Source organism: Variovorax sp. GW821-FHT10D07 (genome assembly GCF_059415325.1).
Window position 1 is genome coordinate 193,180 of the sequence record NZ_JBWKMZ010000006.1, and the last position, 20,543, is coordinate 213,722.

General features: G+C 67.6%; 10 protein-coding genes. 3 read left to right on the plus strand and 7 right to left on the minus strand.

Features of this window, described 5'->3' with window-relative positions; all coding sequences use genetic code 11:
- Nucleotides 1-136: 136 nt before the first annotated feature.
- From AC07PU_RS19730 to AC07PU_RS19740, 3 genes are all read right to left on the minus strand, one after another.
- A complete protein-coding gene (locus tag AC07PU_RS19730; protein ID WP_495319721.1) occupies nucleotides 137-2,809 on the minus strand; it encodes a fimbria/pilus outer membrane usher protein in 2,673 nt (890 codons plus the stop codon).
- A gap of 6 nt (nucleotides 2,810-2,815) precedes the next feature.
- Complete coding sequence (locus AC07PU_RS19735; RefSeq protein WP_495319723.1) at nucleotides 2,816-3,607, minus strand: fimbrial biogenesis chaperone; 792 nt, start codon at nucleotides 3,605-3,607, stop codon at nucleotides 2,816-2,818.
- A 189-nt stretch (nucleotides 3,608-3,796) separates the two neighbouring features.
- Nucleotides 3,797-4,219 (minus strand): fimbrial protein, encoded by a 423-nt coding sequence (locus AC07PU_RS19740; protein WP_256222654.1) that lies wholly within the window; start codon nucleotides 4,217-4,219, stop codon nucleotides 3,797-3,799.
- Here AC07PU_RS19740 and AC07PU_RS19745 point away from each other — a divergent pair.
- Nucleotides 4,218-4,571, plus strand: a complete 354-nt coding sequence (locus AC07PU_RS19745; RefSeq protein WP_495319726.1) for a hypothetical protein — start codon at nucleotides 4,218-4,220, stop codon at nucleotides 4,569-4,571. The genes AC07PU_RS19740 and AC07PU_RS19745 overlap by 2 nt on opposite strands.
- A 57-nt stretch (nucleotides 4,572-4,628) precedes the next feature.
- Here the strand turns inward: AC07PU_RS19745 and AC07PU_RS19750 are convergent, their stop codons facing one another.
- Complete coding sequence (locus tag AC07PU_RS19750) at nucleotides 4,629-5,414, minus strand: winged helix-turn-helix domain-containing protein (RefSeq protein WP_495319728.1); 786 nt, start codon at nucleotides 5,412-5,414, stop codon at nucleotides 4,629-4,631.
- 602 nt (nucleotides 5,415-6,016) lie between these two features.
- Here AC07PU_RS19750 and AC07PU_RS19755 point away from each other — a divergent pair.
- Nucleotides 6,017-6,301: a putative quinol monooxygenase gene (locus AC07PU_RS19755; RefSeq protein WP_093345372.1), complete on the plus strand. Its 285-nt coding sequence runs from the start codon at nucleotides 6,017-6,019 to the stop codon at nucleotides 6,299-6,301.
- 10 nt (nucleotides 6,302-6,311) lie between these two features.
- Here AC07PU_RS19755 and AC07PU_RS19760 read toward each other — a convergent pair whose 3' ends face one another.
- On the minus strand, nucleotides 6,312-6,632 hold the full coding sequence (locus AC07PU_RS19760; protein WP_093345369.1) for an ArsR/SmtB family transcription factor: 321 nt from the start codon (nucleotides 6,630-6,632) through the stop codon (nucleotides 6,312-6,314).
- 100 nt (nucleotides 6,633-6,732) lie between these two features.
- Between AC07PU_RS19760 and AC07PU_RS19765 the strand changes: the two genes are divergently transcribed.
- Entirely contained in the window at nucleotides 6,733-7,824 is a 1,092-nt protein-coding gene (locus AC07PU_RS19765) for an NADH:flavin oxidoreductase/NADH oxidase (RefSeq protein WP_495319731.1), read from the plus strand.
- A gap of 54 nt (nucleotides 7,825-7,878) precedes the next feature.
- On the opposite strand, the gene AC07PU_RS19770 is transcribed toward AC07PU_RS19765, so the two are convergent.
- Both AC07PU_RS19770 and AC07PU_RS19775 read right to left on the minus strand, forming a co-directional pair.
- Entirely contained in the window at nucleotides 7,879-8,562 is a 684-nt protein-coding gene (locus AC07PU_RS19770) for an RNA polymerase sigma factor (protein WP_495319733.1), read from the minus strand.
- Between the two features lie 68 nt (nucleotides 8,563-8,630).
- Entirely contained in the window at nucleotides 8,631-20,363 is an 11,733-nt protein-coding gene (locus AC07PU_RS19775; protein ID WP_495319735.1) for a filamentous hemagglutinin family protein, read from the minus strand.
- Nucleotides 20,364-20,543: the final 180 nt, after the last annotated feature.

Genomic DNA, 20,543 nt, shown 5'->3' on the forward strand with positions numbered 1-20,543 from the left:
TTTTATCATCTACACACCACCAATCAGTAGATTAAGGCTAATTTTTAAAATAATCCCATGACCGGATAAGCTGCGAGAGAAGATTAGCCATCGAAGAATGAAACGCATCAGCCAACATCGCAGCGGATCCACTCTGTCATTCACAGCTCGCCGTCATTTCGCGGATAGGCGGAGGACTCTCTGCCTCGGGCAAGCTATAGGTCACCGTGCACTGATCGACCGTCCGTTGTCCCCAGCGCACGATGAAGCGTCCGCTTTGACCCGCACCCGTTACAAAAGCCTGACCTTCGGATCCCACAATACCCATCTCCACGCCGGTGTCGCTTTCGATCCTGGCGCCGAAAGGAAGTGGCTCGCCCTTGCGATCAGCCAACGTCAACATCAGCCGGTAGCCCACCGAGGTTTCGAAAGCCGCAAGAACCACTGCGCCTCGGGTGGGAATCATCTCGGTCGCAGCGTTCTTGACGTCCAAGGTGTCGCCCAGGTCCTGCGTGCGCACGGCCACCCGGTTGATGCGATAGGGGTTAAGGTTCGGGATGACCGCGTTGCCCGCCCAGTCGGTCGCCACGCCTGACATCGATTCGAAGCCCACGCCAGGCGCCTTGGGCAGCCGCGCCAGCCCGATCGTCTCGCCCAGGGTCTGCGACAGCGTGACACCACCCGCATGAACCACCAGGCCACCCGCCATGCCGACGGTGGTCTGCCGATAGCCGGCCCCCTGCGAATGGCCCAGATCGAAACGCCCCACGGGCGACAGGTAATTGGCACTGACGGCGCCGGTGGAACCCTGGCCATCGTCATGCCCGGCTGTCACGCTGTAGCTGAGACGCGAATCGTCCAGCGCGGAACCGAAGACATTGGCCTGCTGGCTGGTACGGCCGTTGCGCTCCTGCGTGACCGCGTATTGCGCGCTGAGCCCCGATGCGCCCAGCGGCATGTTCACGGTGAACATGATCTGGCTGCTGCGCCGGGAATCCTGGTACACGCCGCGGTTGTAGTGCACACCGAACCTGAACTGCTTGTAGCTGCCCGACCAGCCGAATTGAACCGCACGGTCCTTGTCGCGGGCGCCCCAATAGCTCTGCTGCCGCGCCGAGACGAACACCGACCCCCACTTGTCACCCAGTTGCTGCGAGAGCTCCAGGCGCAACTCGCTGCGCCGGTTGTTGAGGCGCTCCAGCGGCAGCAGGCCCTGCATGTCGGCGGCCTCCTGGAAAGTGCGATAGCCGCCGGTGGAATAGCGATAGCCAGCCACGCGAACATTGGTGCCGACCTCGAAGGCCTTGGAATAGAGAAAGCGCAGGGACTGGCCGTTGTAGGTCTTGTCGACCAGTAGCGGCATCGGCACCGTGGCGCGCGCGGCCGTCAGGTCGGCCGAAATGGCGCCGAAAGCTCGAAGATTCTTGCCGACGCCGGCCAGCACCGACTGATAACGACCTGACACGATCAATCCGCCGTACAGCGTGTAGTCGCCGCCCAGCCCGTGTGCCAGCGAGCCTTGCAAGAACGCAGGCTCGGCCAGCGGTTGCCGGGACTGGGTCCACGGCCATTGCGACAGCCCGCCCCAACTGTTGTAGCCACGGCCCTGCCCGGACGCACGCCGGTACTTGCCCACCGTGGCCGAATAGCGCCAGGCGCCTTCGCGCAACAGCGTGGGCACGGCCGAGAAGCTCTGCAAGTACCGGCTTTCGCGGCCGTCGGCTTCGGTGACTACGACTTCCAGGTCGCTGCCCGAGCCGTTGGCATTGAGGTCGTCGATGACGAAAGCGCCGGGCGCGACGAAGGTGCTGTAGATGACGTAGCCGTTCTGCCGCACCGTGACCCGGGCATTGGTCTGCGCGATGCCGCGGATGGTGGGCGCGTAGCCTTGCTGACTGTCGGGCAGCATCGCTTCATCGGAAGCGAGTTGCACGCCGCGGAACGGCAGGCTGTCGAAGAAGTTGCCGGGCGTGCTGCCGTCGCCGATCAGCAAGCGCCCGTTGATCGCTGGAAAGTCGCGCTGCGCATAGGTCTCGACGGCCTGCCAGCGAGCACGCCCATCCGTGCCGCGGCTGTAGGTGGAGAAATGGCGAAAGCGCCATTCGCGGTGGTTGAAACCGGCTCGCAGGCCCGCGTACAACGTGTCGCGCCGAGGGTCGTTGGGAGGTCGATCGAAAGGGTTGTTGTCGAACAGGCTTCGCGTCTGCGCGAAGGGATCCGACGAGCGCCTGTAGGTGTCGCCGCCATAGCGCGAGAAGTTGACCTGGTAGTCGAGCATGCCGGCGGTGATGCCCGTGTCCCATTTGCCGGGGTCGACCGCGCCGCGCGCCGAGCGCTTCAATGCCGCCTGCGGAATGCTCAGGGTCAGAAGCAGCTTCACACCGTCGTAGCCGAATGAAGCATCGGGAATGGCAGCGCCCAGGTCGGCGACGCACGCATCGTCCGACAAGGCCGTGAGGGCTGGGAATGCCAGCACGTTGACGCCCCAGTCGTCCAGCATGTGGCGCGTGAGGCAGGGCTCGGCATCGCTTTTCCCTGGCTTGTCGTCGAACTGGATCTCGACCTTTCCGACATCGCGCTCATTGAGCGATACGCGGACGGTGTAGCGCCCCGGCAGCACGCGGTTGCCGAAGGCGAAGAGCGACAGGTCCGCACTCTTCTGGGTGGCACCGTAGTTGAGGAAGTCTTCGTTGAAGACCGAGGCGGCAGACTTCTCGGGCAACTGTTCTGGCGGCGACTTCTGCGCGAAGGCCGGCGTACCCAGCATACCGATGGCGGCGGCGCACAGCGAGAGGCGAAACGGCGCCCCCAATGAGGAGATGTATCCCATGGCCGGTCAGCGCTGGCTGGTATCTGTCGCGGAAGCCTCGGGCTTTTTCGGCACGGGCTCGGCCTGCACCGCCACCGGCTCGGGTGCCGCAGGAACCTTGACGAACTCCTCGGGCGTGCCGGCGCCGTAGTCGTTGATCGTCACGAAATTGACCTGGACGGCTTGCGGCGTCTTGATCGCGCTGAGCGGATAGGACAGTTCGCCGAAAGGCGGGAGCATGCCCGGATCGATGATCTGCTGGCCGTTGTTGATGTTCAGCGTGACCAAGGTGATGTGATAAGGCGTCGGATTGGCGATTCTCAGAATCGCACCTTGACCTTGAGCGTCAGCACTGACCGCCCACTTGAGTTTGCTGCGGGACTCGGCGGAGCTTCCTTCGAGACCGGCGGGGCGATAGAACACCTTGAGGCGGTTCTGCAGCGCGATCTGCAGCACGTTCTCTTCTTGCGACTTCTGGGGAATCTCCTTGACGTTGATCCAGAACACCGACTCGCGGTCGGATGGCAACTCACCGCCTGCGCGCATGATGCGCAGGATGTTTTCCTTGCCGGGGTCGAGCCGCGACAGCGGCGGGGAAACCAGCAACGGCGTCTTGTTCTTGCCTTCGCCCGCATCGATCCAGGCCTGCACCACGTAAGGGGCGGTGCCGTAGTTCTTCATGGGAAGCGAGGCCTCGCGGGCTTGTTCGCGCAGGATCACGCGCGTGCCGCTCAGCATGATGCTCGCATGCGCGGCACATTGAAGACCGAGCAGCGGGATGAGGACGAAGAGCCAGCGAATCTGTTTGTTGCTACACATTTATGTATCCCCGCCTTGCAAGCCGCATTCGACGCGCGCGCGCAAGCACTCCGCACCGATGGCGGTGCGTTCAAGAAAATCAGAAGGAGAAGAAGCGTGGGCTGGCGCGAGCGCCGCGCGACTGAGCATCGCCACGCCTCGCGCCGCCGACAACGCGAGGGGCGTTGGCGCCCCTCGCTGTCGATCCGCTTACTTGTAGTCGACCTGGAAGGTGGCGCTCGAGCTCGCCGGACCCGCCGTGACACCGACCGCGGTGGCGATGTACGCAGCCTTGAACTTCAGCGAGTTGGTGCCCTCGCCCAGGATGTAGTCGCCCGACTTGCCCGTGTTCAGGTCGACCTGGGTGCTGGCCGAATCGAGGATCTGGATGGCCACGTTCTTGGCAGCCACGACGCCACCAGCCTGACCGGCATTGGATATCTTCAGCCACTTGCCGCCGCTCGCGGCGGTCATGTCGCCGTCACCCTTGAAGGTCACGTTTGCCACGTTGGCGGGACTGCCGGCGGCCACGGCGGGGCAATCGAGCAGGTCGATGGTGAAGTCGGCCGGCTGGGCCTTGTCGCCCGCCGCCTTGAACCGGTTGACCGTCGGCTTGCCGAGGAAGACGGTCATGTTCTGGCTCTTCGGCGAGATCGAGCAGATGCTGGCGGTGATTTCACCCTCGAAGTTGATGTTGCCGGTGTCTGCGGCAGCCGCGAAGGCACCTTGCGACACGGCGGCAACTGCCGCAATCACTGCGAACTTGGAAAGATGTTTTTTCGACATGAAAGTCCTAAATATTGATATGAAGAATTGCCCGCAACCTATTGCGGACAATTGTCATCGTATAGATAGAAAACCACGCAGGACGTCGCATCACACAATAGAAATTAAAAACGTGATTAACTCTTTCAACCACTCGAAGACGACTGCGATAGACTTCCACAAATACATCTCAATTAAAAGTGTCTGGCTAATTTTTTGATAAAGTTATTAATGATGGAGGGCGGGGACATCGCGAGGGAGAGCGACGAGAACCTTCTCAAGGCTCAAGATCGTGGCCTTCCGAGTCCGCGTCGGCCACACCCCCAAGCGGATGGCCCAGCATCACCAGCCGGTAGCCGATGCCATAGACCGTCAGCAGCCGAACGCCCTTCTCCGGCCCCAGTGAGAGCTTCTTTTTCATCCGGGCCAGATGCACATCGAGCACGCGCGAACCAGGACTGGCGCGCCAATCCGAGATCTGTGCCTCGATGTCGGTGCGGGCCACCACCTTGCCGAGGTTGAGAAACAGCATCAGTGCGATGTCGAACTCGCGCGGCTGCAGCCGGACCTCCACCCCATCGACCAGCACCACGCGCGCGTGCCGCTTGAAGTGAAAGCTTCCCCAGACCAGGTCTTCCTCTTCGGGCAAGGCATTGCCCCCGAACCTTCGCGAGTGCAGCAGCCTCAATCGCATGGCCAACTCGGTGCCGTCCACGGGCGCCGTGGCGAACTCGATCCGTTCGCCATTGAGGGATTCGTTGCCGAAGGCCGATGCCAGTTCCACGGCATCGCGCGCCACGACGACGAGGATCGGCAATCGCACCATGCTGCGCAGATTCACCCACCGCCGCGGACTCCACGCCTTGTCGGCCCAGGCGATCAGCGCGTCGTAGTGGTGGCCGGTCGACATGGACTCGCACAAGGCCTGCACCGAATCGAAGGCCGCCGAGGCGAAGCCCTGCGGGTCGAGGGCGCTGCGCAGCGCGCTGCGGTTGTGGTCGTCGCCAAAGACAAGCGCCAGCGTCGTGATGGGTTTGGCCGTGTGTGCCGCCGAACTCACCATGCGCACGCTCCAGGGGCCGACGTCGGTGGTTCGAGCGGCGGGGTCACGTGGACCACGAATCGATTGACGCGCTTTTCGATAACTTCGGAGTCCGGGCCGGCCTCGTGTGCCGTTCCCTCTTGTTGCATCCCCACGTCCTTTATCACTTGGATCCTTTTCGTCGTATGTCCGAACAGCGCAAATCGCCTTCACCAAAGAGAGTGAATGTTCAGTTTCATAAAGATTACTCCACCCTTCTTTCGTCGAAAACCTGGACCATCGAATTCTTACGAAGAGTCAGTATGTTTGTATTGTTTTCGGGAAATAGTGCTCAACGATTGGCATCAGGTGTGGCGAAATCGTGAAAATTGAGAAACTTTGAGACTAGGGATTTGGAGTGAAAATCAGAATGAAACCCTTCTTTTGCAATAGCAAAAATTAACGTGTTTTATTGACACGCCGATTCCAGCTAATGACAAATCAATACTGGAAACAGTTTGCGCATTTCTAAATTCCTCGACGACTCCCTCCGCCGTGGCTGGCGCATCCACACGAGCGACGCCGAGCCCTCAGCCGACGCGCATCGGCGGCCGGTCTTCCGATCCACCGAGAATCCACCCACCATGCACATCGTCACCGCCCGCTTCCACATCGCCCCCGAACACCGGGAAGACTTCCTCCGCGAGATCAAGGCCAACGCCTCGCGCTCGGTCGAGCACGAGCCCGGCTGTCGGCAATTCGACGTCTGCGTGGCGCCCGACGACGCGGGCCATGTCTTCCTCTACGAGGTCTACGACGACCGCGCGGCCTTCGACGCGCATCTCGCGAGCGCGCACTTCCAGCGCTTCGACAGCCTGACGACGGATTGGGTGGTCTCGAAGCAGGTGGAGCGCTTCGAGCGGGTCTGAGGCAGCGCCCTCAGCCCTGCTTCGCGGCCGGCTCCTGGGCCGCGAGCACGGCCTTCAGCAGGCCGGGAAAGCGCTTGTCGACTTCCTTGCGGCGCAGCTCGTTCACATGCGCGGGGCCGTCGGTGCGGGTGCGCACGATGCCCGCCTCGCGCAGCACCCTGAAGTGGTGCGACATGCTCGACTTCGCCCGGCCCCCGCCCAGCGCGGCACAACTGGCCTCGCCGCAGCCGGCCAGCTCGTGCACCACGCGCAGCCGCTCGGGATCGCTCAGGGCATAGAGGACCTGGGTCAGCGAGACATCGTCGAGGGCCGGATGGTTGAGGCTGCGCATCGCGCGACCATAGCACGGATCGGCTTTTGTCCTATTGTTCGATAGTTATCGAACTAAGGTACGATCAAACCTTGTTCTTCACACCTTCTCCAGGGATCCGATGCCAAGCCTCTTCTCGCCTTTCACGCTGAAAGATGTCACGCTGAAAAACCGCATGGTCGTCTCGCCGATGTGCCAGTACTCGGCCGTCGACGGCGTGGTCAACGACTGGCACCACGTCCATCTGTCGGGCCTCGCGCGCGGCGGCGCGGCCCTGGTCATCGCCGAAGCCACGGCCGTCTCGCCCGAGGGCCGCATCACGCCCGGCTGCGCCGGGATCTGGACCGATGCGCAGGCCGAGGCGTGGCGCAGGATCGTCGCCTCGGTCAAGGCCGCCGGCGCCGTGCCCGGCATCCAGATCGCCCACGCCGGGCGCAAGGCGAGCGCCAACCGGCCCTGGGAAGGCGACGACCACATCGCAGACGACGACGCGCGCGGCTGGCAGACCATCGCCCCCTCGGCCGTCGCGTTCGGCGGCGGCCTGCCGAAGGTGCCCGAGGCCATGACGCTGGCCGACATCGAGCGCGTCAAGGCCGACTTCGTGGCCGCGGCCAGGCGCGCGCTCGACGCGGGCTTCGAATGGCTCGAGCTGCATTTCGCGCACGGCTACCTGGCGCAGAGTTTCTTCTCGACCTGGTCCAACACGCGGACCGATGCCTACGGCGGCGACTTCGAAGGCCGCGCGCGCTTCCTGATCGAAACGCTCGCCGCCGTGCGCGAGGTCTGGCCCGAACGCCTGCCGCTCGCGGCCCGCTTCGGCGTCACCGAGTTCGCGGGCCAGGACGACCTCGAGGAAGGCATCGAGCTCGTGCGCAGGCTCAAGGCGGCCGGCCTCGATTTCATCGACGTCAGCATCGGCTTCTCGACACCCAAGGCCAAGATCCCATGGGGCCCGGCCCTGATGGCGCCGATCGCGCAGCGCGTGCGCCGCGAAACGGGCCTGCCCGCCACCACCAGCTGGTTCATCAGCGAGCCCCGGCAAGCGGACGAACTGGTCGCCGGCGGCACCGTCGACCTGGTCACGCTGGGCCGGCCGCTGCTTGCGAATCCGCACTGGCCGTACCGCGCCGCGCTCGAGCTCGGCGTGGACAAGGCAGCCTGGACGCTGCCCGCGCCGTACGCGCACTGGCTGGAGCGCTATCGGTCTTCGTGATCGCCGGGCGGGCGCACCAGCCGAGCTGCGTGGATCCCGCTGTCGCGCCTCTGATCATTCGCGGCCGCTGGCGCGCATCGGGGCGACGACTTTCTCCTGCCATCGTCGAGAAGGACCCGGTCGGGGCGAAGAGACTTCCGCCCACGCTGTCTGACCGGACGCATGAGCGCAATAGTCCAGGGCCTGACGAAGTGCAGTGTCCACCCTGCGCAGGGAGATGCAATGCCGGTCCGCCACGTCCTGGCGGGTCATCTCCTCTAGTCGCAGCGCAACGAGTACCGAACGATGCCGATGCGAAAGCCGCTGCATTGCCTCCTCGACGGCCTCCACGGCCGAACGCGCCTCGACGATGGCATCCGGGCCGGGCGCATGATCGACCAGGAGATCGAGTGCGCTATCCCACTCGGCCACGTACTGCCAGGACCGATCGTGGCGCAGGCGATCCATGGCCAGGTTGCGAGCCGTTCGGTAGACGTAGGCCCCGGGACTGCGCACGGGCTCCGATGCCGTCATGTCGCCCAAGCGCAGCCAGGCGTCGTGCAAGCACTCGCTGGCCCGATCGGAACAGCCGAGATCGCGGGCCAACCGGCGATGCAGGTACGCGTAGTTCGCCGTCAGGAACGCCCGCAGCACCACGCCGGGGAGCTCGCCGCTGCCCACGAACTCAGGATCGGGATCAAGAGACGATGCATCGGCCGCGCCGGCGACGCCCGGACAACACGAAGAATGTGCATTCATAGCGGACCGCCTTCGCTCATTGCCCCTGGGAACAAGGACCGAGACCGAAGTCGAGCGGGGAAAGCGTCTTACTTGGCATGCCGCAACCTGGTCTTCTCGGTTTCGGTCAGCAACGACATCACGGACGCGTCGAACTGGTTGCCGTGTCCGAAGACCTGCACGGAGTGGGCAGGGTCGTATCGAAGCGAAACGCTCGATGGCGAGCCGGGGCGCGGCGGCGGCGATGTATCCGCACCTCCCGGGGACAGGCTTTCGTTGCCGAAGCCCAGCACCCGCACCGTGAACACCGACGGCAGGCTGCGCCGCGCCGCGTCCCGCTCGTTTCGCAGGGATTCCTGCGCCGCCATGGCCGCCGACGCCGCCGCCGCGCTGGCGTTGGTCAGTGCACCGATGTTCACCGCCGCCACCATCGGCAGACCGGTCGCTTCGCCTTCGACTTGAATGTTGTCGGCGTTGAGCACCTGCAGCGCGGCAATGTTGAGGTTGCTGGCGACCCGGATGCCGGCATCGCCTGCATCGATGGTCCCCCGCGGCGCGACGAGGTCCACGTCGCCTTCGCCCACGGTGCCGATGCCGGCGCCGCTCATGTCGCGCTTTTCCTGCACGGTGATGTTGCCGTCCGCGTCCGACGTGACTTCCGGCGCCTGCGGGATGCGCACCGTCTTCGCGCCGCGGCCGGCGTCGATGTCGCCCTGGCTGGACCACAACACCTGGTCGCTGCCCAGGGGCTCAGCCTGCGAGACGAAGGACAGGATGCGCGAGCGGTTCACGATGATGTCGCGGTCGGCGAACACATTGACCTGCCCCGGCGAGGCCAGCGTCACCAGGCCGTATCCGTCAGGCACCACCGCGCCCAGCCCCGCCACCTGCAGGCCGCCGCCGGGGGTGAAGACGTTGATGTCGCCCCCCTGGTGGGTGCGCGCCGCCATCCGGGTCGCGGCGATGCTGCCCACGCCGGACCAGCTGCTGCGCCAGTTGTCCGGCAGGTCCGCGGCGTAGCGAACGGGCTGGCCTTCGGCCGTCGCGCCGCGGAACAGCGTGTCGATGGCCGCGGAGCCGCGGCGGTAGCCGCCGTTGATCGGACCGTTCTGCCCGTCGCCCCCGTTCTGGTCGCGCCCTCCCTCGCGCAGTTCATAGACGAAGACCTGGCGCAGGAACTGCTCGCGCACCAGGGGCGGCAATTGCCGGTATTGCTCCCACGCCTGCTGCGGGCTCAGCTTGCCGTCCGCGCGGCCGGTCAGGCCGGCGACCTTGTCGGCACCGAGCACGCCTTCCACGAAGGACACCAGGCCCCGGCGCGTGAGCTTGGGCAGGTCGCCGCGGTGGTCCACGCCGTCGGTCAGGTACAGCGGCGCCACCGTGCCGTCCGCCAGGGTGGTCTTCAGGTACTGCGGCATGGCGGCCACGTTGGCCGGGTTCAGGTAGGCCGACTCGAAGGCGTCGTAGCTGGCGGCCTTGTTCATGCCGGCCATCAGGGTGATGTCGGCGCCCTCGACGGGCAGGGCCTTGATGATGTTCGTTTCCTCGCCGCGCGGCGTCGCCGACACGTAGTCCCAATAGCGATTGCCGTTGGTGTACAGCGAGAAGTTGTTGCCCTGGATGTCGCGCCCGGCCAGCAGCAGCAGCTCCCCCGGCCCTTGCAGCGCGGTGCGGCTGCCCCTGTCGTAGTAGTACGAGGCCGCGCCTCCGCTGGCTCCCGCATAGGGATGCGACAGGAACCGGTTGGCGACAGCCAGGATGTCGTTGCCCGCCGCCAGCACCGTGCTGTCGGTGGCGCGCAGGTTTCGCGCGCTCAGCTCGAAATTGCGGATGTCGGTGCCGGCCTGCACGCGCACCGATTCCGACGCGATCAGGTTCAGGTCGCTGATGGAACCGGCCCCCGCGTAGAGGCGGCTGGGCGCGAAGTCGTGCGCCTGCATCGGCAGCGTCTCCGGGTTGTCGAACAGCTCCGCCCCCCCATTGGCGCTGTTCGTCAGGAAGGCATTCGTCACCGAGAAACCGCCATAGACGGACTTCAGCGGCGCGCCAAACGCCGACGCACCGCCCAGCATGGTGGTAAGGCCTGTCCACGGGCGGAAGATCGAGGGCCACTTGTCCAGCGTGGTCTGGGTCATCACGATGGCCCCCGTGTTCAGCAGGCTGCTGCCGCGCAGGAAGCGCAGATCCTGGGCAGCCAGCAAGGAGAGGTCGGTGGTGTTCGCCGGCGCCATCGCCAGCAGGCCTGCGATGTCGATGCTTCCGCTCAGGGCCGACACGCTCAGCTTGGCCGGATACAGGCCCACCATGTCCGTCTGGAGCTTGGTGTCCGTCATGCCGTTCACCAGCTTGGTGGTGTTGCCCGTGTCGTTGCCCGCCACGTACTCCGACTGGTTTTCCAGGCGCACGTTGCCGCCGGTGGACACCAGCGTGACGGCGCTGCGCTCGGTCTGGCTGCTCATGAACATCGCATGGCTGGCCCCGCCACTGGTGTCCTTGTCGGCCTGGTCGATGTAGGCACGGCGTATCTGCATGGGGTCGATCACGGTCTGCAGGACCAGGTCGCCCAGCGTCTGCAGCTTGAGCGTGGCGTCCGACAGCGCCAGCACGGGCGCGATGTCGTAGGCATAGGTGGCGCCCGACCCGTTGCTCGACGTGCCGGTCATGACATAGCCGGCGGCGCTGGTGCCTGCGTCGATCTCGCCGGCGCCGCGGCCCACGTAGTACTGGCCGGCCTTCAGGGCGCCGCCCGCGCTAACCTGCAGTTGCCCGCCATTGCGCGTCACGATGGAGGCCGCGGCATCGCCGGCGGAACGCCCGCCCGTCACGCGCATGGTGCTGGGCAAGGCCACCACCAGGTTCACCAGGTCGCCGCCCGCCGACAGCTTCACGTTGCCGCCGCCCAGCGCGCCCAGGCCCTGCTGGAAGCTGGCGTGGTTCACCCACCAGCTCGGTTGCTGGCCCCGGGTGGACATGACCGGCGCCCAGCTGTCGCCCATGTTGTACGCGTCGTAGTAGCCGGTGGGGCTGCCGAACTCGCCCCCGTAGCGTCCCTGGCGGAACAACCATTCGGTCAGGATCTGGTCCGAACGCAGGCCCTGCTGGGTCGGCGCGCGCACGCTGCCCTGGACCGCGACGTCCAGGTGACCGCCCGCGGTGCCGTACTGGGCATCGACGCTGGCGGTGTCGAAGCCGCCACCCAGGGTGGGATCGGCCTCGGCCCGGCCCGCCGTGTACAGCGCGGACTCCTTGTGGGCGAGCACCAGGTCGCGCCCGGCGCGCACCGTCAGGTCGCCGCTGCCGGTGCGCACCAGCTTGCCGGCGCCCGACTCGGCACCGGCCGTGCCCACGCGGATCGTGCCGGCATCGCTCGCGAGCGCACCCGGCGCCCGCGTGGCCAGTGCGTCGACCGAATTCAGGTCCGCGCCCGCCACCAGGCGCAGGTTCCACGACGCGGCCTGCTGCAGCCGCGCCGCCCGGCCCGCGCCGTTGTCGCGGCCCGCCACGTCGAAGCCGTCGCTCAGATGGCCGTCGATGTTCAGGTTGCCGCCGGCGCGCAGCGTGAGCGTGCCTTCGCGGTGCGCCGCACCGAAGCTGTCGAACAGATTCCAGTCGCGGCCCAGCGTCAGGTCGCCCGGGCTGGTGATCTCGATGCCCGCCGCCAGCGCATAGGCGGCGGCATTGCCGCCCAGCCGCGTCAGGATGTCGGTGTGGCCTGCAAAGGCATTGGCCTCGGCGATCGCCCGCGGGGCCACGGATTCCACCGTGCCGTCCGTGCTGGCATGGCGGCGCACGCCTTCGAGCACCGCGGAGCGCGCGCCCTGCACGGCGGCGTTCAGCGCCGTGACGTTCAGGCCGTCGTTGCCTGCGGTGCGCTGCGCCCGCAGCCGCAGCTTGCCGCCCTCGCCGCCGCTCAGGTCCAGCGTGCCGCCGGCCAGGTTCAGTTGGCCGTCGACCGCTTCCAGGTCGATGCGGCTGCTGCCCAGGCCGTCGATGGCGTCGGTGGCATGGGCTGCGAGCACCGCGCCAGGTTGCATCGTCAGCCCTGCCCCGCCGACCAGGCGGATGCTGCCGCCGTAGGCCGCGTTGGCCTCGACGCGCGCCGTGCCGTCGACAGAGATCACGCCGCGGTCGGTGATGACTTCGAAGTCGGCCACCCGCGTGGTGCCCGCGATCGTCAGGTCGCCCTGGCGGACGCGGAACTGCCGCGACCGGCTGAAACCCGAATCGTTGAGCGTTCGCGCCAGCGCGCCGAAATCGTCCAGCCGATCGATGGCCAGCGCAAAGTTGCCGCCATTGCCGTCGGCACCGGCCTGCGCCTGCAGCGAGCCCCCGAAGTGGACCCGTCCGCCGGCCGATGCATCCACCGTCAGGCGGCCGGCGTCGCCGCCGCGTGGATGGGCGGACAGGTCCAGCAGGCTGCCCGGGGCCAGGTCGATCAAGCCGCCTCGCGTCGCGAGGCTGATCTGGCCCGCATCCACGTACTGGGCCGCGTCGAAGAAGACTTTTTCCAGGCCTCCCGCGTGCAGGCGGCCCGACTCTGCGACCGTGAGGTTGCCCGTGCCGGCATCGACCGCGATGCTGCCGCCCAGCGCGAGCACCGGCAGCGCCACGGTCACGCCCTGGCCCGACAGGCTCAGGCGCGCGCCCAGGCTGGCGCGACCCAGTGCCGCCATCTCTTGCGCATCCAGTTGCGCCTCTTGCTGCAACACCAGTTGCCCCTGCGTTCGCAGGGCCTGGTCGGCGCCGGACACCCCTTGCAGCACCGGCGTGCGCAGCGTCAGCGCCGCCGTCCCGGCGTCCAGGCCCCCGGTGCCTTCGCCGGCGATGCGACGGCTGGCCGACAGCAGCACCTGGTCGAAACCGGACATCGTCTTGTCGCCCGCGCCCAGCACCAGTTCGCCTGCCGACAGCTCGAGGCGACCACTGCCCGTGCCCGCGCTGCCGAGCGACGCGCCCGTGTTCTGCAGCGTCAGGTGGGAGGCCTGTACCAGCACGGCATCGGCGCCATGACCGCGCAGGGCCGCGGCGTCGAACACCACCTGCGCCAGGCCGCGCATGTCCAGCGAGCGATAGAAGTCCAGGCTGCCGTAGCTGTGCAGCGTCAATGCCTGCGCGCGCGACAACTGCGCCAGGGCGTCGGCGTCCAGCACCAGGCCGCCGCTGCCGCCGCCGATGCCGATGCGGCTCGCGGCCACCGACAAGGCCTTGCCCGACAGCTGCGCGCCGGCAGCCATCTCGGTGTTGCTGGTGGCGTCGAGCAGCAGCGCCTCGCCGCCCTGCAGCAGCGCGCCGGCGCCGATGCGCACCTGGCCGCCGACCGTGGTGTCGACGTTCTCGCGCAACGCCCGCACGGCCTGGCCGCTGCTCACGCGCACCAGCGCACCCCAGTCCCTGGAGGGTGTGACGATGTGGTCGTCGCTGGTGTCGTTCGGCGTGTTGTTGTCGCTCCACACGGCCGCCACCTGCGGCTTGAGCACCAGGTTCGCTTCGTCGCCCGAGGCCCGGCCGTCCGCGCGCAGCACGCTGCCCGACTCGATCGACACCGCATTCGCCGCGGCCAGGATCACCTCCGGGCCGCTCAGCGCGGTGCCTGCGGTGTTGCGCAGCACCACGTCGCTGGCGGCCACGTCCACCTGCAGGCCCCGCACATCGCCTGTGCGCGTGCCGCCCACCAGCAGGCTGCCCGCGCCGAAGCGCGTCAGGCTGCCGGCGTCCACGACCAGGTAGCCGTCGGCACGCAGGTCGTTGCTGTCCTGCCCCGCGCCGACGATGGCGATCTTCGCGGCGGCAATGTCCACCAGGCTGCCGCGCCCGCCCGCATCGGGTTGCGCGCGCAGCTCGCCGTCCAGCGTCAGGGCGCGATCGGCCTTGAACACCACCGCGCCGCCATCGCGGGCCAGGCGCGGGGTCACGACGTCCTGCCCTGTCAGGCGGTATTGCGTCAGCTTGAACGCATCCGACGAGAAGAAGGCGTTGCCCCGCGCTTCGTTGTATTCGCTGACCTTGCGCACCAGGCTGCCGGGCAGCACGCGCCAGCCCGAGGCCGTGGCATCGCGCGCGCCGCTGATCGTGTCCTGTTCCCGCCCGGCCACGATCGTCGAGCCGTCACGCAGGCTCGCCACCTCGCCACGGGACGCAGCCCACGCCGGCAAGGCCTGGCCCGTGCTCTGCACCGCAAAGGCACCGGGCAGCAGCGCATAGCGTGCCGGCAGCAGCGTGTACCAGCCGGCCCCCAGGCCGCCGCCGGCCAGCCAGACCTTCTGGCCCGCCGCACCGCCCGCCACGGGCGACAGGCCCTGGTAGCCCGGCAGCACCGCGTACATGCCGGGCAGCGTCAGCACGTCGTGCGAGCCGCCCGAGCCGGGCACGTGCTCCCACGCATGCAGATCGCCCCCGCCCGCGATGTCCACCACCGCGCCCGCGGCCATGGCCACGTCCGGCGCTTGCAGCAGCACGCGCTTTTCCGGCAGGGACGACAGATAGCGGTTTTCGTCCAGGGAACTGGCATCGCCGGCATTCGCACGATTGCGGCCCTGCGGGTTGGCAGGGTCCAGCCAGTATTCGGCGTTGCGCAGGCTGCCGTAGAGCACGTCCAGGCCCGCGCCGGACACCGAGGTCAGGCTGTTCGTGCCCAGCGTCAGGCGCTCGCTGGCATTCAGCGCAATCTGCCCGAAGGGCGCGCGCAGCACGCCGTCCTGCTCGATGACGGGCGCGTTCAGCGTCAGGCTGCCGCCGGCCGACAGAGGCGCCGCGGCGCTCCCGTTGCCGCGCACGGTGATGGACCGGTCCGAGTTGATTCGCGCCGTGACGGCCGTGGCCGGGTAGACCTGCGCGGCCTTGATCTCCAGCGCGCCACCCACGTCCAGCGTGGCCCTGAGCTGGGAGTCGTCGTAGTCGGTGCCGCCTTCGCTGTAGGCCCCTGCCACGAAGCGCAGGTCGGCGGTGTCCAGCACCGTGCGTTCGAAGCCGCGCAGCTTGACGTCGACGGGCGACGCAGATTCGCCCTTCGCACCCCTGCCTGCGATGTCGATGGCCTGGCTGGCCGACAGGATCAGTTCGCCGGCATTGCCGGCCGTGGCGCCGACCGTGCCTGCCAGCGGGTTCAGTTGCAGATGGCGGGCGTGCAGGCGCACCACGCCGCCCAGCCCGTCGCTCCTGATGACCGGGGCGGTGATGCCCAGGCGACCGGCGACGCTCAGGTCGACGCCGCCGGCAAGCCGCACGCCCACTTGCGTGGAATGCAGATCGACCGCCGAGAAGCCCGTGTCCTGCAGCGCCCTCGCCGACACGTGCAGGGTGCCATCCGAGGTGGCGATGTTGCCGATGTCGATCTTGTGGGTCAGTGCCGTTCCGGTGCCGCTCCAGAAATACTTGTTGAGCAGTTCGACCACGCGCTTGTCGATGCTCGCGTCGTGCTCCCACGGCGCCCTGTCGGCGCCCGGTCCCGCGGCAAGCGCCGCACCCGCGTCGAGGACCAGCCCCTGGCTGCTGGACACCGACGTTGGCAGCATCGTGTTGAGCGCGGTGCGCATGGCACTGCTCATCTTGACGTCGCCGGCGTACTCGTCATGGACATCGAGGTTGCCGCTGGTGCCGATGATCCGCGCGTACCTTTCGCCGTTGAACGTGTACGTGCCGGTGGGGCTCTTGTAGTAGAGGAAGGAGCCGATGTCCGGCGCCACCAGGTCCCCGGACGCACTCCCGGCCGCGCTGGTGTCCGTGATGGACAAGGACCCGCCCGCCGCCTGGGCATTGCCGCCGTGGGCGCGAAGCCTGGCATTCATGGCACCGCCGGCCGCGGCCGCCATCACGACCGCGCCGCCATCGCTGCCCAGCTCCTGGTTCACGCGCCGCAGGGCGCCGAGCGCACCCGTGCCGCGATCCCAATACGCCACCGTGCCCCGCGCGCCCGACACGTCGATCAGCGCACCCGCTTGCGCATCCAGCGTGCCGGCGTTGAGCGTGACCGTGCCGCCCGGCAGCACCCTGCCCTGGGGCAGGCGCATGACCGGGTCGTGGAAGATTTGCGCCACGCCGGGCAGCAGCAATTCGGCCCCGTCGGCCAGCGTCAAGGTGTTCTTGGCGCGGATGTTCAGCGTCCCGGCCGGCGCCTGAAGACGGCCCGCCACGAGCACGGAAGCCTGCCCGGACCCGTCGGCGTCCAGCGAGATCGCGCCGCCGGTTTCGGTCTGGATGCTGGCGTTCGCGTCGATGCGGATGCCGCCGCCGGACGCGGCGGTCGCCAGCGACAGGCCGCCGGGCGCGCGCGCGGCGCGGCGCGGCTCGCTCAGTTCGTCCAGTGCCCTGGGGGCCAGCACATCGCCCAATGCGCCGCCGCTGGGCAGCGTGCGCAGTGTCGATACCGCGGCGGGCATGTCCCAGCTCGCGGGTTGGATCTGGACCCGTGCGCCTTCCGCGACCACGATGTCCCCGCCGAGCGAACGGATGCCGATCGTGCCGAAGCCGCGCTCGGCATACAGGGTCTGCGGCAGGTGCAGCGGCTTGGCTGCGCCCGATGTACTTTCGCCCGTTGCCCCGCCCGCGGGCGCGGAGCCGCCCACCTGCACGTCACCGGTCGCAGTGAGGGTGAGCCGGGACGCATCGCCCCCCGCCCAGCCGCGCAGGTCCAGCGTGTCGAGCGCCGTGTTGTCGAACGCCGTCAGGCTGATGGCCCCGCCATTGCCCGCCTGCACCTTGCCCGCCTTGCCGCCCGACGTGACACCGGACAGCCAGCCGCCGCCGGACACGTCCAGCGCTGCGCCGGCGGCCACGTCCACGTTGCCGTACACCGTGCCGAGGCCCTCTTTCATCGGGGTCCCCAGTGCAATCGAGCCACCATGGATGGCGCGGCCCAGCGTGACGCCCCCAGCGGTGTCGTTGACCCACTGGCCCGCGACGCTCAGCAGGCTGTTCGCACCCAGGCGCAGCACGCTGTCCGCCTGGCCGCCGGCGCTCAGGGCAATGGAGCCACCCGGGGCGATGAGCTTGCCCTGAATGTCGAAGTTGCCGGGGATGCCCTGGCCATCGTAGACCGCGGCCGTGAAGCGCGCCCCCGGCTGCAGATTCACCACCGCGTTGTCTTCCAGCACGAAGCCCGTGTTGAGGTTCAACTCGATGGCGCCCAGGCCTGAATGGCTCAACCCCGCGGCGGACAGCCACGTGGTGCGGCCCACGCCCGCGCCGGCGCCGGGGGATTGCCCTTCCGGCTCGGTCAGGAAGGCGTCCCTGCCCAGCGGGCTGTCGATGGAGAAATCCGCCGGCAGCAGCACGGGCCTGTCGCTGATGATGACCTGCCCCAGGGTCCACATGCCCTCTTGCGCCCGGTTGGAACCCACCGTGAGGCGGCCGGCCCGAGGCAGCTCGGACGCTTCCTGCACCCGGTCGCCGGGCTGCACCGAGCCCCTGAACTCACCCTCCAGGATGAAGGCGCTGCCGGCACGGATGTCGATCGAACCGGCATTCCGGCCTTCCTCGTAGCCCGGCTCCCAGCGCCGCCCCGACAACAGCGGATTGACATAGGTCTGCGTGACACCCCAGCGCGCATGCGTGTACTGGTACTGGCCCGCGATGCCCTCGTAGGTCATGTCCGCCGGCGCGGACGACATGGTGTAGCTGCGCCCGTCCACGCCTCGCAGCAGGGTTTCCGTGTTCCAGCCGTCGCTGTAACGCACCGAGCCGCCGGACACGTCCAGAATGGATCCCGGCCGCGTGATCACCGAGCCGTTGGATTGGATCGTGATGTCGCCGCCTCGCGCCGCCAGCTCGGACAAGCCGATCAGGCCGTTGCCCACCCAGCCCGTCACGTCCGCCAGCGGGGTGCCGACCCAGACGCCCTTGACCACCTTGCCGGACTCGTCGGTGACCCATTCGACCCCCGCCATCAGCCCCTTGAAGGTCCCCGACTTGCGTCGATCCACGACGACCTTCCGGCCGTACAGCCAGGTATTCGCTTGCAGGTGGGAGTCGCGCAGTTCGTTGATGCGCAGTTCGGCTTCGATGAAGTTGCTGGCCATGTCCACCGGCATCTGCATCAGTCCCGCGGTACTGACGGTGGCATGTTCACCGATGAGAATGCGGCTGCCGTCGCCCACCTGGGTGTTGCGCTGCAGGGCCGCAGGGTTGGCCTGGGCCTGGATGTCGATGTTGCCCGCAGCGGCGGTGACCTGGGCACGGGTCTGCACGTCGATCGTCTTGCCGTAAAGCTCGATGCGGCCGGGCTGGTAGCGGTTGGCCAGCGAGCCGCTTTCGATCCGGGTGGTGTCCTGCCAGTCGTTGACGACTTGCGTGATGCTGTCCGGCCCCAGGGTCAGCGTGCCGCCCGACCAGGCCGCCAGGTGCGAGACGTTGGCCGCCAGATTGATGTCGATGTTGTGGACGCCCTGGCCCCAGGCGTGCAGGCGGATGGAGCCGGTCCGGTTGTTCAGCGCGGTGCTGGCTTGCAGGATGCCGTGCTGATTGATTTCGCGCGACACCATGGTGATGTCGCCGTGATCGGCCTGGACGATGCCGGTGTTGAGCACGCTGTAGCCGACCTGGGCCGCGCGCTGCTCCATCAGCGGCAGGATGTCGGACACGATGCGCCCGATGAGGTAGGGCTGGAAGGCGGGCGCTGTCTGCGGATTGATCAGGAACTTGGCCGGAAAGACCCAGGGCCGCACCGACGAGGCGACGGCATCGAAGCCGCGCACGGTGGGGCTGATTTCCCTGGCTTCCAGCCACACGTTCTCGCCGGCGCCCAGCAGCGTCTGGCCACTCGGCGTCCGGATGCTGCCCGCATTGCTGACCTTGGGTGCGAACATCAGCACGTGGCCACCCTGGCCCGTGATCTGGGCACCGGCCAGCACCTTGACGTCGCCCGGCGGCTTGCCCGGATCGAAGGCCGGGCCCATGTCTTCGAACAGGACGTTCGAATCGGTCGGCATCTGCTTGGGGTTCTCGCCGAAGGTGGGAATCCCGACGCCGACTTCCAGGCCGCTCCAGTAACCGGGGTCGCCCGCCTTCGCGCCCAGGCGCGTGTTGAGACCGGCCTTGAACTGTTCGTCGCTGAGTTTCAGGCTGGAGGCGACCAGGTTGCGCACGTTGACCTGGCTGCTGCCGGTGAACAGGATGCCGTTGCGATTGATGAGGTAGACGCTGCCCTCGGCCTCTATGCGGCCAGCGATCTGGCTGGGTCGGCCGCTGGGATCGTTGATGCGGTTGAGCGCGATCCACTCGTTGACGCCGGTCTTGGCCCGGGTGCCGCCACGCTGGTCGAACTTCACCGTCGTGTTCTTGCCGACATTGAAGGTCTCCCAGTTCAGGATGGCCTTGTCGGCGGTCTGCTCGATGGTGACCGTGGTCCTGCCGTCCGCTGCTGCTTGAACGGGATTCCTGGCATTGAGCCAACCGGCCGTCAGCGAATGGGTGTCGACCTTCAGGCCGCCTTCGGCCAGGCCGTCCGGCGGAGATTCGCCGCTGGCCAGCGCCTCGGCCCGCTTCTGTGCCTGCTGCGCCTGTTGCGCGGCGATCGTGCGCGCGGCCAGGTTCAGGTTGTTGATGGAAGCCTGCAACTGCTGGCTCGCCGCGGCCGATGGCTGCGCCGGGTTGATCAGGCTGGACGCCGGGGTGCCGTTCGGCAGTTTGCCCGTTGCGATCACGCCCGCCCGAGTCGCGCCCTTGTCGGCGAACCACGCCGGACCGAACACCCGCTGGGCGTGCGCGCTGCCGAGGACCCCACCCGCGGCCAGCGCCACCGCGATGGCCCGCGCGACTGGCGCCATCCTGAAAACCTGCCGCGCCGCGCGTGTCGGTCGATTCTTCTCGTTGTACCCACTGATGGTCATTTCTTGTTCCCGCCGAAGTAAGGACTGTGCCGAAGAGGCTGCTCGCGTCGCGCAGGCAAGCCGCATTCAAGAAGCCCCCTGCGATGGCGATCAAGAGCCAACGCGATAGGAGCCGTCAGTTCCTTGACGGGACGGAAACGTCGAATTCCAGAAGAATATTTTTGGACTCGTTGCGGGCAC

What these genes read in the sequence shown, in the direction of transcription:
- AC07PU_RS19730 (WP_495319721.1), bottom strand. Translation starts at nt 2,809, where the DNA reads ATGGGATACATCTCCTCATTGGGGGCGCCGTTTCGCCTCTCGCTGTGC.
- AC07PU_RS19735 (WP_495319723.1), bottom strand. Translation starts at nt 3,607, where the DNA reads ATGTGTAGCAACAAACAGATTCGCTGGCTCTTCGTCCTCATCCCGCTG.
- AC07PU_RS19745 (WP_495319726.1), top strand. Translation starts at nt 4,218, where the DNA reads ATGTTCTGGCTCTTCGGCGAGATCGAGCAGATGCTGGCGGTGATTTCA.
- AC07PU_RS19740 (WP_256222654.1), bottom strand. Translation starts at nt 4,219, where the DNA reads ATGACCGTCTTCCTCGGCAAGCCGACGGTCAACCGGTTCAAGGCGGCG.
- AC07PU_RS19750 (WP_495319728.1), bottom strand. Translation starts at nt 5,414, where the DNA reads ATGGTGAGTTCGGCGGCACACACGGCCAAACCCATCACGACGCTGGCG.
- AC07PU_RS19755 (WP_093345372.1), top strand. Translation starts at nt 6,017, where the DNA reads ATGCACATCGTCACCGCCCGCTTCCACATCGCCCCCGAACACCGGGAA.
- AC07PU_RS19760 (WP_093345369.1), bottom strand. Translation starts at nt 6,632, where the DNA reads ATGCGCAGCCTCAACCATCCGGCCCTCGACGATGTCTCGCTGACCCAG.
- AC07PU_RS19765 (WP_495319731.1), top strand. Translation starts at nt 6,733, where the DNA reads ATGCCAAGCCTCTTCTCGCCTTTCACGCTGAAAGATGTCACGCTGAAA.
- AC07PU_RS19770 (WP_495319733.1), bottom strand. Translation starts at nt 8,562, where the DNA reads ATGAATGCACATTCTTCGTGTTGTCCGGGCGTCGCCGGCGCGGCCGAT.
- AC07PU_RS19775 (WP_495319735.1), bottom strand. Translation starts at nt 20,363, where the DNA reads ATGACCATCAGTGGGTACAACGAGAAGAATCGACCGACACGCGCGGCG.